The sequence below is a fragment of the Nonomuraea sp. NPDC003201 genome (genome assembly GCF_053590415.1).
The window spans coordinates 22682-35991 of the sequence record NZ_JBSFTC010000098.1 but is presented as its reverse complement, the minus strand read 5'-3'; the positions used below and the strand labels follow the sequence as shown (position 1 = coordinate 35991).

15 protein-coding genes and 1 pseudogene are annotated in these 13310 nt (G+C 70.4%); 7 read left to right on the top strand and 9 right to left on the bottom strand.

Annotated elements, in window-relative coordinates; translation table 11 throughout:
- The 5 genes and pseudogenes from ACWDX9_RS29570 to ACWDX9_RS29550 form a co-directional block, all read right to left on the bottom strand.
- A pseudogene (locus ACWDX9_RS29570) lies at window positions 1-594 on the bottom strand (tetratricopeptide repeat protein); the annotation flags it as partial.
- A gap of 19 nt (window positions 595-613) precedes the next feature.
- A complete protein-coding gene (locus ACWDX9_RS29565; RefSeq protein WP_449959573.1) occupies window positions 614-1369 on the bottom strand; it encodes an SCO6745 family protein in 756 nt (251 codons plus the stop codon).
- A gap of 49 nt (window positions 1370-1418) precedes the next feature.
- Entirely contained in the window at window positions 1419-2231 is an 813-nt protein-coding gene (gene dapF, locus ACWDX9_RS29560) for a diaminopimelate epimerase (protein WP_449959571.1), read from the bottom strand.
- A gap of 9 nt (window positions 2232-2240) precedes the next feature.
- Window positions 2241-3146, bottom strand: coding sequence for a tRNA (adenosine(37)-N6)-dimethylallyltransferase MiaA (gene miaA / locus ACWDX9_RS29555; RefSeq protein ID WP_449959569.1), 906 nt, complete (start codon window positions 3144-3146; stop codon window positions 2241-2243).
- A 27-nt stretch (window positions 3147-3173) separates the two neighbouring features.
- Window positions 3174-3686 carry a methylated-DNA--[protein]-cysteine S-methyltransferase gene (locus ACWDX9_RS29550; RefSeq protein ID WP_449959567.1) on the bottom strand — a complete coding sequence of 171 codons (513 nt, stop codon included), beginning with the start codon at window positions 3684-3686 and terminating at the stop codon, window positions 3174-3176.
- Here ACWDX9_RS29550 and ACWDX9_RS29545 point away from each other — a divergent pair.
- Window positions 3685-4599, top strand: a complete 915-nt coding sequence (locus tag ACWDX9_RS29545) for a ribonuclease Z (protein ID WP_449959565.1) — start codon at window positions 3685-3687, stop codon at window positions 4597-4599. The genes ACWDX9_RS29550 and ACWDX9_RS29545 overlap by 2 nt on opposite strands.
- On the opposite strand, the gene ACWDX9_RS29540 is transcribed toward ACWDX9_RS29545, so the two are convergent.
- The 3 genes from ACWDX9_RS29540 to ACWDX9_RS29530 all read right to left on the bottom strand — a co-directional run bounded on the left by ACWDX9_RS29540 (window position 4575) and on the right by ACWDX9_RS29530 (window position 6630).
- Window positions 4575-5225, bottom strand: coding sequence for a hypothetical protein (locus tag ACWDX9_RS29540; RefSeq protein ID WP_449959563.1), 651 nt, complete (start codon window positions 5223-5225; stop codon window positions 4575-4577). The two genes, ACWDX9_RS29545 and ACWDX9_RS29540, sit on opposite strands and share 25 nt — an antisense overlap.
- Before the next feature lie 25 nt (window positions 5226-5250).
- Complete coding sequence (locus ACWDX9_RS29535) at window positions 5251-5982, bottom strand: isocitrate lyase/PEP mutase family protein (RefSeq protein ID WP_449959562.1); 732 nt, start codon at window positions 5980-5982, stop codon at window positions 5251-5253.
- 81 nt (window positions 5983-6063) lie between these two features.
- Entirely contained in the window at window positions 6064-6630 is a 567-nt protein-coding gene (locus ACWDX9_RS29530) for a hypothetical protein (protein ID WP_449959560.1), read from the bottom strand.
- Window positions 6631-6937: 307 nt separating this feature from the next.
- On the opposite strand from ACWDX9_RS29530, the gene ACWDX9_RS29525 reads away from it, so the two are divergent.
- Window positions 6938-7399, top strand: coding sequence for a hypothetical protein (locus ACWDX9_RS29525; protein WP_449959558.1), 462 nt, complete (start codon window positions 6938-6940; stop codon window positions 7397-7399).
- Window positions 7400-7416: 17 nt separating this feature from the next.
- Here ACWDX9_RS29525 and miaB read toward each other — a convergent pair whose 3' ends face one another.
- A complete protein-coding gene (gene miaB / locus ACWDX9_RS29520; protein ID WP_449959556.1) occupies window positions 7417-8913 on the bottom strand; it encodes a tRNA (N6-isopentenyl adenosine(37)-C2)-methylthiotransferase MiaB in 1497 nt (498 codons plus the stop codon).
- A gap of 137 nt (window positions 8914-9050) precedes the next feature.
- Between miaB and ACWDX9_RS29515 the strand changes: the two genes are divergently transcribed.
- The 5 genes from ACWDX9_RS29515 (at window position 9051) to ACWDX9_RS29495 (ending at window position 13291) form a co-directional block, all read left to right on the top strand.
- On the top strand, window positions 9051-9806 hold the full coding sequence (locus ACWDX9_RS29515; RefSeq protein ID WP_192791054.1) for an amino acid ABC transporter ATP-binding protein: 756 nt from the start codon (window positions 9051-9053) through the stop codon (window positions 9804-9806).
- Between the two features lie 33 nt (window positions 9807-9839).
- The gene (locus ACWDX9_RS29510; protein WP_350724822.1) at window positions 9840-10685 is read left to right on the top strand and encodes a glutamate ABC transporter substrate-binding protein; all 846 of its coding nucleotides are present in this window, start codon (window positions 9840-9842) and stop codon (window positions 10683-10685) included.
- Between the two features lie 58 nt (window positions 10686-10743).
- Window positions 10744-11412 (top strand): amino acid ABC transporter permease, encoded by a 669-nt coding sequence (locus tag ACWDX9_RS29505; RefSeq protein ID WP_449959554.1) that lies wholly within the window; start codon window positions 10744-10746, stop codon window positions 11410-11412.
- Window positions 11409-12326, top strand: a complete 918-nt coding sequence (locus tag ACWDX9_RS29500; protein WP_449959552.1) for an amino acid ABC transporter permease — start codon at window positions 11409-11411, stop codon at window positions 12324-12326. The genes ACWDX9_RS29505 and ACWDX9_RS29500 overlap by 4 nt, the downstream gene beginning before the upstream one ends.
- A gap of 119 nt (window positions 12327-12445) precedes the next feature.
- Window positions 12446-13291 (top strand): glutamate ABC transporter substrate-binding protein, encoded by an 846-nt coding sequence (locus tag ACWDX9_RS29495; protein ID WP_449959550.1) that lies wholly within the window; start codon window positions 12446-12448, stop codon window positions 13289-13291.
- Window positions 13292-13310 lie beyond the last annotated feature (19 nt).

Here is a 13310-nt window from a genome sequence, read left to right as displayed (position 1 = left end):
GAGCAGCGCGCGGGCGCTCTCGGCGCCGAGCTCCCAGCTCGCCTCGCGGCCCGCGACCCGCAGCCGCTCGACGGCGGACTCGGCGTAGGTCACGGCCTCGCCCGCCTTGCCGGCGTCGATGAGCGCGGCGACGTATTCGGTGGCGAGGCCCGTGAAGGCGGGCTTCTCCGGGCTCATGCCCTCGATGTGCGTCCCCAGCGTCTCCAGGCGCTCGCTCGCGTAGCCGGGGCCGTCGGTGTTGGCCCAGGCGATGGCGAGGGCCTCGACGGCCGCCGGGGCGGCCGGGCACTCGCGTACGTCTTCGCGCTGGGCGAACGCCAGCAGCTGCTGCGCGTCGTCGAGGGCGACCGCGCCCTGCGCCCGGTCGCCGATGCGGCCGATCAGGTGCCAGTAGCGGGCGTAGAACTCGAGCCAGGGCAGCTCAAGGGCCTCGGCCTGCTGCGCGATGGCCGGGGCCATGACGTCGAGCTGCGGATATCGGCCCTCGTAGGCCTGTGCGGGGAGGTCTCCCAGCGCCATGGCGAGGCCAACGTTGCCCGCCTCGGAAAGCTGCTGCTGGGTTTCGCCGACCCAGGCCCAGATGTCCACGTCCATGGGGAGCCAGTCTGCCAGGTCAACGAGCGTCCCCAAAACGCAGAAGGCCGATCAGCTCGTCCGATTCGCTGCTGTCAAGGACCGAAAATGCCGATGCCATCAGGTCGTCCGTCGTCTCCTCCACCGCGGCGCGGCGCGCCACGACCTCCGGGCCCGGCGTGGCGTACGGCTCCGGCCACTGGAAGAACTTGGCGATCATCTCTCCCGTGGTGGCCCCGAACGGGGTCGCGTCGTGGCCGCTCGCGAGCGTGGCCTCCAGCGGGTGCAGGCCGGCCGCGATCACGGCGTTGGCGTGCAGTCCGCCGCGCAGCTCGCGTACGACGTGCATGAGCTGTACGGCCCGCGCGGGCGGGTCGTCGGGCAGCGGCACGGCCCGCCAGCCCGCGAACAGCGGGACGCCCGCGCACGGGGCGGCTTCGACGACCGGCTGGAGCAGCTCCGCGAGCCGCGCGCAGCCGTCGTAGCCGCCCAGCTTGCGCCGCCCCCAGGCCCCGCAGACCTCGGCGTACAGCTCGACGGCCTGGTCGACGGGGAGCTTGCGGCCGCCGTTCCAGCTCTGCTCGACGTGGTCGGGCGGGAAGAAGACGACGACCGAATTGACGACGTCGGCGTCGCATTCGCCGAGCACGCCGCAGCGCCCCCGGAAGTAGAACTCGCGGGCGCCGAGGCCGTACTCCTCGCAGACGGCCTTGGCCTCTCTGGAGATCATGAACCCGCCGCCGTACTGGCCGATCGCCGCTTTGACCTGCATCGCGGTGGTGCGTGGGTCAGCCATGGTCCACCTCTCAGTTCGCGAAGTGGACCCAGCATCCCTCAAGAGAACATTATTCTGCAAGCATCAGCTCGCCGCTGGCCACGATGACCGCGGGGCCGGAAAGGTAGCTCGTCTCCTCGTCCAGGACGACGGTCAGCGTGCCGCCGGGTACCTCGACCGTCCAGGTGCCGGTGGTCTCGCCCGACAGGGCCGCGGCGGCGACCGCCGTGGCCACCGTGCCGGTGCCGCAGGAGCGGGTCTCGCCGCAGCCGCGCTCGTGCACACGCATGACCGCGCGGCTGATGCCGACGGGGTTGAACAGCTCGATGTTGACCCCGGCGGGGAAGACACCGGGGTCGAAGCCCGGCTGGTAGTGGAGGTCGAGCTGGGCGACGGGGTCGCCGATGGCGCAGGCCAGGTGGGGGTTGCCCATGTCGATGTGGAGCCCCGTGTATTCCTGGCCGCCGACGGTGGCCCAGCTCTCGCCGCGCACGACGGGCTTGCCCATGTCGACGGTGATGTCGCCGTTGGGCTCGACGCAGACTCTGCGTACGCCGCCCCTGGTGGCCAGCATGAACTCGCCGGGCTTCTCCAGACCCTCGTCGAGCAGGTAGCGGGCGAACACGCGCACGCCGTTGCCGCACATCTCTGCCACACTGCCGTCGGCGTTGCGGTAGTCCATGAACCACTCGGCCACGGCGGCGTGCTCGACCACCTCAAGGCTCTCCTTGGTGCGCGTCACCACCAGCACGCCGTCAGCCCCTATGCCGGCTCTCCTGTCGCAGATCTTGGCGACGAGCGAGGCGGTCACGCCTGCCTCTCCGCCAGGGTCGGGAAGGATGACGAAGTCGTTCTCGGTGCCGTGCCCCTTAAGAAACCGCATCTTGCAAGCTTATGCGAACGGGTTTGCGGAGATCAGCGCCAGGGACCTCTCAAGCAGATCAGGCGCGTCGTACGGCAGCCAGCGCACCCGGGGATCGCGGCGGAACCACGACTCCTGGCGGCGGGCAAAGCGCCTGGTGGTCCTGACGGTCTCCTCGAGCGCCTGCTCCTCGCTCCACTCCCCCTCCAGGAAGCGGATGACCTGGGCGTATCCGAGAGCGCGGCTCGCCGTACGGCCCTCGGCCAGGCCCCGCCCGAGCAGCCCCCGCACCTCCTCGACCAGGCCCGCCCGCCACATGCGCTCGACCCTGAGCGCGATCCGCTCGTCCAGCTCCGGCCTGGGTACCTCGAGGCCGATCTGCACGCTCGGGTAGACGGCGTCGTAGCCGGGCATGGTCGCCGAGAACGGGCGCCCGGAGTGCTCGATCACCTCCAGCGCGCGGACGATGCGGCGGCCGTTGCTCGGCAGGATCGCCGCCGCGGCCACCGGGTCGAGGTCGCGCAGGCGCTCGTAGAGCGGGGCGGGGCCGCGCTCGGCCAGCTCGCCCTCCAGCCTGGCCCTGATCTCGGGGTCGGTGCCGGGGAACTCCAGCTCGTCGATGGCCGCCCGGACGTACAGGCCGCTGCCGCCGACCAGCACGGGCACCGCGACGGAGTCGATGACCTCCCTGGCCAGCTTCTGGTATTCGGCGACGCTGGCCGTGACCGTGACGTCCCAGACGTCCAGCAGGTGGTGCGGGACGCCGCGCTGCTCGGCGGGGGTGAGCTTGGCCGTGCCGATGTCCATGCCGCGGTAGAGCTGCATGGAGTCGGCGTTGACGCACTCGCCCCCGAGGCGGCGGGCGATGTCCACGGCGAGGTCGGACTTTCCGGCCGCCGTGGGGCCCACGACGGCGATGACTGGCTGCTGACGCACGAGAACAAGTCTGCTAGAGGTCAAGCCCTAAAAATCCAGCAGGGTCGGCTGCAGGTACCCCTCGTGGGTGAGCAGCCAGCGCTTGGTCTCCACTCCCTCGCCGCCACTGAACCCGCCCAGGCCGTTGCCCGCGATCACGCGGTGGCAGGGCACGATGATGGGGATGGGGTTGGAGCCCATGATCGAGCCGATGCCGCGGGCGGGCACGCTGGAGCCGCTGCGCGTGGCCAGTTCGCCGTACGTGACGGCGGTGCCGTACGAGACCTTGTGCAGCGTCTGGAGCACCTGCAGCCGCGAGCCGGACATCAGCCGCCAGTCCACCGGCGTCTCGAAGGTCTTCAGCTCACCGGCGAAATAAGCATTCAGCTCGGAGACCACGAAGGCCGTACGATCCGAATCATGGACTTCAGCCAGGGCGAGCCGCTCGTCCAGCCGCGGCCGGGACCTCCAGCCCGACGCGACGAGCCCGACCTCGGTGACGGCCAGCACGAACGGCCCGACCGGCGTCGGCACTTCGGCGAACGCGACTGTGGTCATCATGTCCTCACGTGAGTTGGTGGTGCTGGGCACTTCCAGCGCGGTTCCTACCCGACACCGTAACCACAACGGTTACCTTCTGCGCTGGGATGGACAAGGCTTCCTTTTCGACCCCGGTGAGGGCACGCAGCGGCAGATGCTGCACGCCGGGGTGAGCGCGAACGACGTGCACTGGATCTGCGTCACGCACTTCCACGGCGACCACTGCCTGGGCGTGCCCGGGGTCGTGCAGCGCATCGCGCGTGACAAGGTCAGGCATCCGGTGCGCGCGGTCTTCCCCGGCTCCGGCGCCGAATACTGGCGCAGGCTCCGCCACGCCGCCGCCTTCGCCGACACCTCGGTGATCTCCGAGCACCCGCTCTCCGGCGACCTGGCCACCGTCGGCGCACTGACCGCGCGCCGCCTGTCCCACCCGGTCGAGTCGTACGGCTACCGCGTCCAGGAGCCCGCCGGCCGCACGATGCTGCCCGACCGGCTGGCCGCGTACGGCATCCGCGGCCCGGAGGTCGGCGAGCTCCAGCGCACCGGCTCCGTGCGCGGGGTCACGCTGGAGCGGTGCAGCGTGCCCAGGCCGGGGCAGAGCGCGGCGTTCGTCATGGACACGCGGCTCTGCGACACCGTGTTCGAGCTGGCCTCGGGCGTGGACCTGCTGGTGATCGAGTGCACGTTCCTGTCGTCGGAGAGCGCGCTGGCCAAGGAGTACGGGCATCTGACGGCGTTCGAGGCGGGGCTGGTGGCGGCGGACGCGGGGGTGCGGCGGCTGGTGCTGACGCACTTCTCCGAGCGCTACGGGTTCGCCGACGAGCCCGCCTTCGTGGCCGAGGTGCGCAGGCACTTCGACGGGGAGGTCGTGCTCGCCCGCGACCTGATGAAGATCCCGGTGCCGAAGCGTCAGGTCCACAGGCCGGCGACGTAGCCCACGCCGTACGGGGCCGTCTCCATGAGCAGGCGGCCCTCGTACCTCCGCGTGCCGGCCGCGCCGGCCAGCACCTGGAGGGCGGCCCGCCCGCCGACCCACAGCCGGTCCGCCTGCGCGGGGTCGAGGGCGGCGAGGGCGCCGGGGTCCGCCTGGGCGACGGCGTTCGCGATCAGGTGGTTGTACGGGCCCGCGGCCTCGTCGTACTTGCCGGGAGCCCTCGGGCTGAGGCAGGCGGAGCCGTCGGCCATGACCAGCAACGCCACCTTTCCCGCGATTTTTCCTAGCTTTTCGCCCAGCAGGAGGCATTCGGCGCTCGGCGCGTCGAGCGCGACGGACCGGAAGCCGTCCGGGGCACGGTCGCCCAGCAGCCAGCGGCCCACGGTCAGGGACAGCGGGAGCACGGCGTCCGCGCCGCCGACCGTGACGTCGATCCCCCACGGGCGGAGGGTGCCCGCCGCCTGCCCTCCGTACGCGGCCGCGGTGTCCGCGCCGCCCACCACGATCAGCGCGTCGGGACGGGCGTCGTGGAGCGCGGCGATCGCCGTGTGACAGGCCGAGCGGAGCTCGTCGAGCTGGAGGGTGATCAGCGGAGTGGGCGGGCAGACGGCCGCGGCGACAAGCACGGGGCAAGCGTACGCGGCGGCCCGCTCAGTACGGACTGCGACCTGCCCTGACCTTCGCGAACAGGCCCTGGGCGTAGACCTGGACGGCCTGGTGCAGCCCGCTGCCGAAGCTGATCCGGGCCACGCCGAGCTCGGCCGGCCGAGCCGGCTCCGCGCCGGGCCGGACGTAGACGTTCACCGGCCCGCCCAGCTCGCTCACCAGTGCCCGGATCTCGTCCTCGTCGGCCAGCCCGATCGGGTAGACGCAGTCGGCCCCCGCCGCCAGATACCGCCGCCCGCGCTCCAGCGCCGCCTCGCGCGTCTTCGGGCCGAGCAGGTAGGTGTCGACCCTCGCGTTGATCACCAGCGCCTGACCCGCCGCGGCCCGGACCTCGGCCAGGAAGTCGGCCTGCTCGCCGGGATCGATCAGCCCGCCGGCGCCGGAGTCCTCCAGGTTGCAGCCCACGGCTCCGGTGGCGAGCAGGCGTTCGACCAGCTCGGCGGGCTTGAGCCCGTAGCCGCGCTCGATGTCGGCGGTGACGGGCGCGTCCACGACCCTGGCGATGCGGGCGACGGCCGCCATCATCTCGCCGACCGGCGTCCGCTCGCCGTCCTCGTACCCCAGGACCCGGGCGACGGCGGCGCTGCTGGTGGCCACGGCGGGGAACCCGGCCTCCCGCACGGCCAGGGCGGAGGCGGCGTCCCAGACGTTCGGCAGGATCACGGGGTCTCCCGGCACGTGCAGCGCGCGCAGGACGGAGGCTCTGTCAGTCGTCATGACCCGACCCTACGGACCGAGGCGGCTCTCGCCGTAGGTCCAATGCCACCGATAAACGCCGAGCCACTTGACCGGGCCGGATCAGCACCCGCTCTTGGAGCACTGGCCGCTGAGCTCGCCCGCCGGACCGTCGGCGGGGTTGTCGCCGTCGGACGGCTGCGCCGACTTGGTGGGGCCCGGCTTGGCGGGGGACGTCGTGGCGGGCCGCTTGCCGCCCGTGGAGGAGTCCGTGCCGCGGTCGCTGCCCGTGGGCTCGTCGCCCGTGCCCAGGTCGGGGGCGGAGTCGCCCACGCTGCCATCGTCGGGGGCGCCGTCGGCCGCCGGGTCGCCCTCGGGGGCGTCGGTGGTGACGTCGCCCATGGTGGCGTCGGTGGTGACGTCGCCCATGGTGGCGTCGTCGTCGCCACCGAGGTCCTCGTTCCCCGCCGTGCTCTGGGCGGGCGCGGGACGGGCGCCGCCCGGCTGGACGGTGCCGGCGGGGTCAGCGGCCAGCATGTAGCCGACGCCACCCGCCGCGAGCACGGCGACGAGCGCCGAAGCGGCGATGGCGATGGTCTTCTTCGTGTTCTTCGGGGGTTTGTCGGCCGAGCGGGTGTCCCCGGGCCCGGACAGGATCTCGTGACGATCCGGCTCGATCGGATCTCGCATGGTGGTACAGCTCCCTGCGGTCGTATCGGCGAAAGCTAACCGGCTTCCGCGGGTGATGGACCACACTAGCCGCAACGGATGAATGCTCGCACACCAATCACAAAGGAATCACGACATGTCCCCCCGTGGATCCGTTTACCCAGGTCGCCGTGCCCACCTCGCACCGGTCGCCGGAGTCGCCGGGGTGCTCGCGACCGCGATCGCGGGCATATTCCTGGCATTTACCAACTCCGCCGAACCGCCCGCGCAAAGCCCACTCGAATTCGATCAGAAAAGCCCGCTTACCCCAAGATCGAATTCTCCTTCCGTGACACCGAGCCCGGATCAATCGCATGGATCGTTCCAGGAGCTCTCGTGGGTCCAGGCCGTTCCCTCGCCCGGTGCGGCGGACCCCCTGGCATCGCTCTACGCCGTACCGTCCCTCGACCCGGGCCCGCTGGCCTCGGTCTACGGCGACCCGCCGCTCCCTCCGGCGCCCGTCCCGGACCGGCTCGCCCCGACGACCCGGCCTCCCGCCTCCGTCGCCACGACGCCACCGCCCGCGAGAACGGCCCCGAAGCGCTCGGCCCCGCCCCGGAACGAGGTGGCCGTGCCGCCACCGGTGAGCTCACCCAGGCCCCAGGCGCCGCCCGAGGTGCGCTCCGCGCCGGAGCCGGACCGGCGCGCGGACCCGCCGCCGGCGATCTCGGGAGGGGCCGATCCCTGCGCCACGTTCCACGACTTCCGCCGCGAGCCCTGCTACGCCTACCTCAACCGCCTCACTCACTGACCGGGCCCGGGGGGCGTTCAGTGGGCCGAGCAGGCTCCGGAAGGGGCGGCGGGGGCAGGGGCCGGGCGGCCGATGCTGGGCATGCCCAGCAGCACCCCCGGCGCGGGCTTCGCGCCACCCTGGCGGGCCTCCCAGGCGTCGCCGGCCCTCGTGCGCCGGACCGTCGCCGCCGGGCCGTCGGCCACCAGGTGGTGCGGGGCCGCGTACGTGACCTCGACCGTGACCATGTCACCGGGCCGCGGCGTCTCGGCGCCGACCGCGAAGTGGACCAGGCGGTTGTCGGCGGCGCGGCCCGACAGGCGGCGGGTGGCGTCGTCCTTGCGGCCCTCGCCCTCGGCGACCAGCACCTCCAGCGTGCGCCCCACCTGCTTCTTGTTCTCCTCCCAGGAGATCTCCTCCTGCAGGGCCACGAGCCGCTCGTAGCGCTCCTGCACGACCTCCTTGGGCACCTGGTCGGGCATGGTGGCCGCCGGGGTGCCGGGCCGGATGGAGTACTGGAAGGTGAAGGCGTTGGCGAAGCGGCTCTCGCGGACCACGTCGAGCGTGCCCTGGAAGTCCTCTTCTGTCTCCCCCGGGAAGCCGACGATGATGTCGGTCGAGATGGCCGCGTCGGGCATGGCCGCGCGCACCCGCTCGATGATGCCGAGGTAGCGCTCCGCCCGGTAGGAGCGGCGCATCGCGCGCAGGAGGCGCGAGGAGCCCGACTGCAGGGGCATGTGGAGCTGGTGCATGACGTTGGGCGTCTCGGCCATGGCGGCGATGACGTCGTCGGTGAAGGCCGCCGGGTGGGGCGAGGTGAAGCGCACGCGCTCCAGGCCGTCGATCGTGCCGCACGAGCGCAGGAGCTTGCCGAAGGCCAGGCGGTCGCCGAACTCGACGCCGTAGGTGTTGACGTTCTGGCCCAGCAGCGTGACCTCGAGCACACCCTGGTCGACCAGCGTCTGGACCTCGGCGAGGATGTCGCCGGGGCGGCGGTCCTTCTCCTTGCCGCGCAGCGACGGCACGATGCAGAAGGTGCACGTGTTGTTGCAGCCGACCGAGATGGACACCCAGGCGGCGTAGGCGGACTCGCGCTTGGTGGGCAGCGTGGAGGGGAAGACCTCCAGCGACTCCTTCAGCTCGACCTGCGCCTCGCCCTCGATGCGGGCCCGCTCCAGCAGCACCGGCAGCGAGCCGATGTTGTGGGTGCCGAAGACCACGTCGACCCACGGCGCCTTGCGGACGATCTCGCCCTGGTCCTTCTGCGCCAGGCAGCCGCCCACCGCGATCTGCATGCGCGGGTTGCTCACCTTGGCGGGCCGGAGATGGCCGAGGTTGCCGTAGAGGCGGTTGTCGGCATTCTCCCGCACGGCACACGTGTTGAACACGACCACGTCGGCGGTCTCGCCCACGGGGGCGGGCACGTAGCCGGCGTCCTCCAGCAGACCGGACAGCCGCTCGGAGTCGTGCACGTTCATCTGGCACCCGTATGTGCGCACTTCGTATGTGCGGGCGCCCTCCTGGGTCACAGTCATGGCACGTTCAAGGGTAGTCGCTGTCCGGCTCCACATAGTCCCGACTGCGCTAAAAGGCCAGCTTGATGGCATGATGTGATCGGATCGGTACCGCTTGGTTAGCGACCAGCGCTCTGGAGCACTCTACGGTTTGACCCATGACGGAGAACGGTAACGACGCTCCACTCGTACGGTTGGAGAACGTCAACAAACACTTTGGGGCGTTGCACGTCCTGAAGGACATAAACCTGACCGTCTCCCGCGGCGAGGTGCTGGTCGTTATCGGTCCCTCGGGCGGCGGCAAGTCCACGCTCTGCCGCACGATCAACCGTCTGGAGACGATCAGCGAGGGGCAGATCATCTTTGACGGCCAGGTGCTCCCCCAGGAGGGCAAGGGGCTGGCGAAGCTGCGCTCCGAAGTCGGCATGGTCTTCCAGTCGTTCAACCTGTTCGCTCACAAGACCATCCGTGACAACGTCACGCTCGGCCCCCTCAAGGTGCGCGGCGTCTCTAAGGACGCGGCCAACAAGCGGGCGATGGAGCTGCTCGAGCGCGTGGGCATCGCGGCGCAGGCGGACAAGTATCCGGCCCAGCTCTCCGGCGGGCAGCAGCAGCGTGTGGCCATCGCCAGGGCACTGGCCATGGAGCCGAAGATGATCCTGTTCGACGAGCCGACCTCCGCTCTGGACCCCGAGATGGTGCAGGAGGTGCTCGATGTCATGATCGGGCTGGCTCGCGACGGGATGACCATGATGGTCGTCACCCACGAGATGGGCTTCGCCCGGAGGGCCGCCAATAGGGTGGTTTTCATGGCCGACGGCCAGATCGTGGAGGAGAACACCCCCGACGAGTTCTTCACCAACGCGCAGACCGACCGGGCGCGTGACTTTCTTTCCAAGATCCTCACGCACTGATCATTGAGGCAGGTATACATGCACATGCGTCACATGGGAGCAGTGCTCTCAATTGCGGCACTCGCCGCCGGTCTGACCGCTTGCGGCGGCGGGAGCAAGACTTACGCCAGCGTGGTGGACAAGGTCAAGGACGGCGGCACGATCGTCGTCGGCACCAAGTGGGACCAGCCGAGCCTGGGCCTGAAGGCGGCCAACGGGCCCGAGGGCTTCGACGTCGACGTGGCCAAGGCCGTGCTGAAGCAGATCAACGGTGGCAAGGACCCGCAGATCGACTGGAAGGAGTCGGCCTCGTCCAACCGCGAGCCGTTCCTCCAGAACGGCACGGTCGACATCATCTTCGCCACGTACTCCATCACCGAGGAGCGCAAGGGCAAGGTCACCTTCGGCGGCCCCTACGTCGTCGCCCACCAGGACGTGATGGTCCGCAAGGACGACACCGCGATCAACGCGCCGCAGGACCTCAAGGGCAAGAAGATCTGCAAGGCGGCCGGCTCCAACTCGTACAAGCGGATCACCGACCCGCCCCCGGACGGCAAGCTCGACATCGACGCCACCACCGTCGACGCGGCCAACTACTCCGAGTGCGTGCAGAAGCTGACCGGCAGCAACCTCGACGCCGTCACCACCGACGACCTGATCCTGGCGGGCTTCGCCAAGCAGGCCGGCGGCAACTTCAAGGTGCTCGGCCAGGGCTTCACGGACGAGAAGTACGGCGTCGGCCTGAAGAAGGGCGACACCAAGACGTGTGAGGCCGTCAACACCGCCGTGAAGGCGCTCTGGGACAACGGCACCATGAAGCAGCTGCTGGAGAAGTGGTTCGGCGGCATTCAGGGCCTGAAGTTGTCGGAGGCGGCACCGCCCGCCGAGGGTTGCAGCTGATCATGCCAGAGGCGGCGGCCGGTGACCCGGCCGCCGCTCCCCTATGCGGTGGAGCACGATGGAAGATCTGATTAGGTACGCGCCCGACCTCGCACTGGGGTTCCTGGAGAACATCAAGCTCTCCATCGTGGGCGCGATCGCCTCGCTCATTCTCGGCACCGTCCTGGTGGCGATGAGAGTTTCCCCCACGCCGGTGCTGCGCGCGGCCGGCACGATCTACGTCAACATAGTGCGCAACACCCCCCTCACGCTGGTGCTGGCCTTCTCCGCGCTCGGCCTCAGCGACCAGCTCGGGCTCGTCTTCTCCGACGTGCCCACCACCAACTCGTTCTGGATCGTCGCGATGGGCCTGTCGGCCTACACCGCGGCCTTCGTCTGCGAGGCGCTGCGCTCGGGCATCAACACGGTGCCGCTCGGGCAGGCCGAGGCGGCCAGGGCGATCGGGCTGACGTTCTTGCAGTCGCTGCGGATGATCATCCTCCCGCAGGCGTTCCGCGCGGTCATCGCCCCGCTCGGCAGCGTGATGATCGCCATGGTCAAGAACACGACCGTGGCGACCGCCGGCGGGTTTGCCATGGACTCCGCGAGCAAGATGAAGGAAGCCTTCGACCAGGTCGGCGCGTCGATCCCGATCTTCCTCGGCATCGTGGTCGCCTTCATGGTCGTGACGCTGCCCATCGGCTTCTACACCGGCCGGCTGGCCAGGCGTCTGGCGGTGGCGCGATGAGCACCACAGTCCTGTTCGACGCCCCCGGGCCGCGCGCTCGGGTGCGCAACGGCCTCCTCACGGTGATCAGCGTCGTGGCCGTGGCCGCCGCCCTGTACGGCGTCTACCGCGGCTTCGACGCCAAGGGCCAGTGGGAAGGCAAGATCTGGCAGCCGTTCCTGCAGTGGGAGACGTGGGAAGTCTTCATCTTCCCCGGCCTGCTCGGGACGCTGCAGGCCGCCGTGGTGGCCGCGGTGCTCGCGCTGGTGTTCGGCGCGGTCTTCGGCCTGGCCCGGCTCTCCGACCACGCCTGGATCCGCGTCCCCGCGGGTGTGGTGGTCGAGGTCTTCAGGGCCATCCCGCTGCTGCTGCTGATCTTCTTCATCTTCTACCTCGCACCGGCGGTGGCGGGGGGCGGCGACTACACCTTCATCGCGGTCGTGATCGGCCTGATGCTCTACAACGGCTCGGTGCTGGCCGAGGTGGTCAGGGCGGGCGTGCACGCGGTGCCGCGCGGCCAGTCGGAGGCGGCGTTCGCGGTGGGCATGCGCAAGAACCAGGTCATGCGCCTGGTGCTGCTGCCGCAGGCCGTCACGGCGATGATGCCGGCGATCGTCAGCCAGCTCGTGGTGCTGCTGAAGGACACCGCGCTCGGCTACATCATCGCCTACGTCGACCTGCTCAACACCGGCTTCAAGATCCTTCCGGCCGCGTTCTTCGGCTCGCTCATCCCGGCGGCGATCGTCATCGGGATCATCTACGTGGCGCTCAACATGGCGCTGAGCTTCCTGGCCACGTGGCTGGAGCGGCGTAGCAGGCGCAGCCGCAAGACGGCCGCCGCCCCGGTCACGGCGCCCGGCTCGGCCGAGGTCAGCGTGGGCGCGGGTGAGGGCACCGAGGACGCCGGGCTGGGTCCCGACCGTTCCGTGGAGTGATCGGACGTACGGGCACAATGGCGCCCGTACGTCCGCAAATCTCCAAAAAGACCCCATTTCTCCGTTGAAACCGCCCCAAGTCCGGCCCGTACGGTTTGCCCACCCACCAGACTGTCTCCATGCGTGGGGTGGCGCTCGCGGGGGCGGCCGTGGTGGCATTGGCCGCCGCGTGCGGAGGCTCGGGCTCCTACACCAGCGTCGTGGACAAGATCAGGAACGCCGGCAGGGTCGTCATCGGCACCAAGTGGGACCAGCCGAGCCTGGGCCTGAAGACCGGCGACGGCCCTCCCGAGGGCTTCGACGTGGACGTGGCCAAGTACATCGTCAGGTACCTCGCCCGCGGCCGGCACGTGCAGATCACCTGGCGCGAGTCGCCCTCGTCCGCCCGTGAGGTGCTGCTCCACAACGGCAGCGTGGACCTCATCGTCGCCACCTACAGCGTCATCCCGTCGCGCCGGCCCAAGGTGACCTTCGGCGGGCCCTACATCGTCACCCCGCAGGACACGATGGTCCGCGCGAGCGACACCAGCATCAAGAAGGTGACCGACCTACGGGGCAAGCGGCTCTGCCTGGCGGAGGGCTCGAACGCGTACCGGCGGATCGTCGATCCCCCGCCCAACGGCAAGCTGAGCCTGCCCATGCGGCTGGTGCCCGCGGCCAACTACTCCGACTGCGTACGCAAGCTCGCCGGCGGCGAGCTCGACGCGGTCAGCACCGAGAACCTGGTCCTGGCGGGGTTCGCCGAGCAGGAGCCGGGCCGCTTCCGGCTGCTGAACGACCCCGTCAGCAACGAGTACTGGGGAGTCGGCATCAAGAAGGGCGACACCGCCACCTGCGAGGCCGTCGACCAGGCGGTCGCCGCGATGTGGCACGACGGCACGGCCACGCGGCTGCTGCGCAGGTGGTTCGGCAAGACGGGGCTCAAGCTGCCGTCGTCCCTCCCGGCGCCGGCGGGGTGCCCCTGAACTGTGGGGACCGCCCCAC

What these genes read in the sequence shown, in the direction of transcription:
- ACWDX9_RS29505 (WP_449959554.1), top strand. Translation starts at nt 10,744, where the DNA reads ATGGAAGATCTGATTAGGTACGCGCCCGACCTCGCACTGGGGTTCCTG.
- ACWDX9_RS29500 (WP_449959552.1), top strand. Translation starts at nt 11,409, where the DNA reads ATGAGCACCACAGTCCTGTTCGACGCCCCCGGGCCGCGCGCTCGGGTG.
- ACWDX9_RS29495 (WP_449959550.1), top strand. Translation starts at nt 12,446, where the DNA reads ATGCGTGGGGTGGCGCTCGCGGGGGCGGCCGTGGTGGCATTGGCCGCC.
- dapF (WP_449959571.1), bottom strand. Translation starts at nt 2,231, where the DNA reads ATGCGGTTTCTTAAGGGGCACGGCACCGAGAACGACTTCGTCATCCTT.
- ACWDX9_RS29510 (WP_350724822.1), top strand. Translation starts at nt 9,840, where the DNA reads ATGGGAGCAGTGCTCTCAATTGCGGCACTCGCCGCCGGTCTGACCGCT.
- ACWDX9_RS29530 (WP_449959560.1), bottom strand. Translation starts at nt 6,630, where the DNA reads ATGCGAGATCCGATCGAGCCGGATCGTCACGAGATCCTGTCCGGGCCC.
- ACWDX9_RS29565 (WP_449959573.1), bottom strand. Translation starts at nt 1,369, where the DNA reads ATGGCTGACCCACGCACCACCGCGATGCAGGTCAAAGCGGCGATCGGC.
- ACWDX9_RS29545 (WP_449959565.1), top strand. Translation starts at nt 3,685, where the DNA reads ATGTCCTCACGTGAGTTGGTGGTGCTGGGCACTTCCAGCGCGGTTCCT.
- ACWDX9_RS29535 (WP_449959562.1), bottom strand. Translation starts at nt 5,982, where the DNA reads ATGACGACTGACAGAGCCTCCGTCCTGCGCGCGCTGCACGTGCCGGGA.
- ACWDX9_RS29515 (WP_192791054.1), top strand. Translation starts at nt 9,051, where the DNA reads ATGACGGAGAACGGTAACGACGCTCCACTCGTACGGTTGGAGAACGTC.
- ACWDX9_RS29550 (WP_449959567.1), bottom strand. Translation starts at nt 3,686, where the DNA reads ATGATGACCACAGTCGCGTTCGCCGAAGTGCCGACGCCGGTCGGGCCG.
- miaB (WP_449959556.1), bottom strand. Translation starts at nt 8,913, where the DNA reads ATGACTGTGACCCAGGAGGGCGCCCGCACATACGAAGTGCGCACATAC.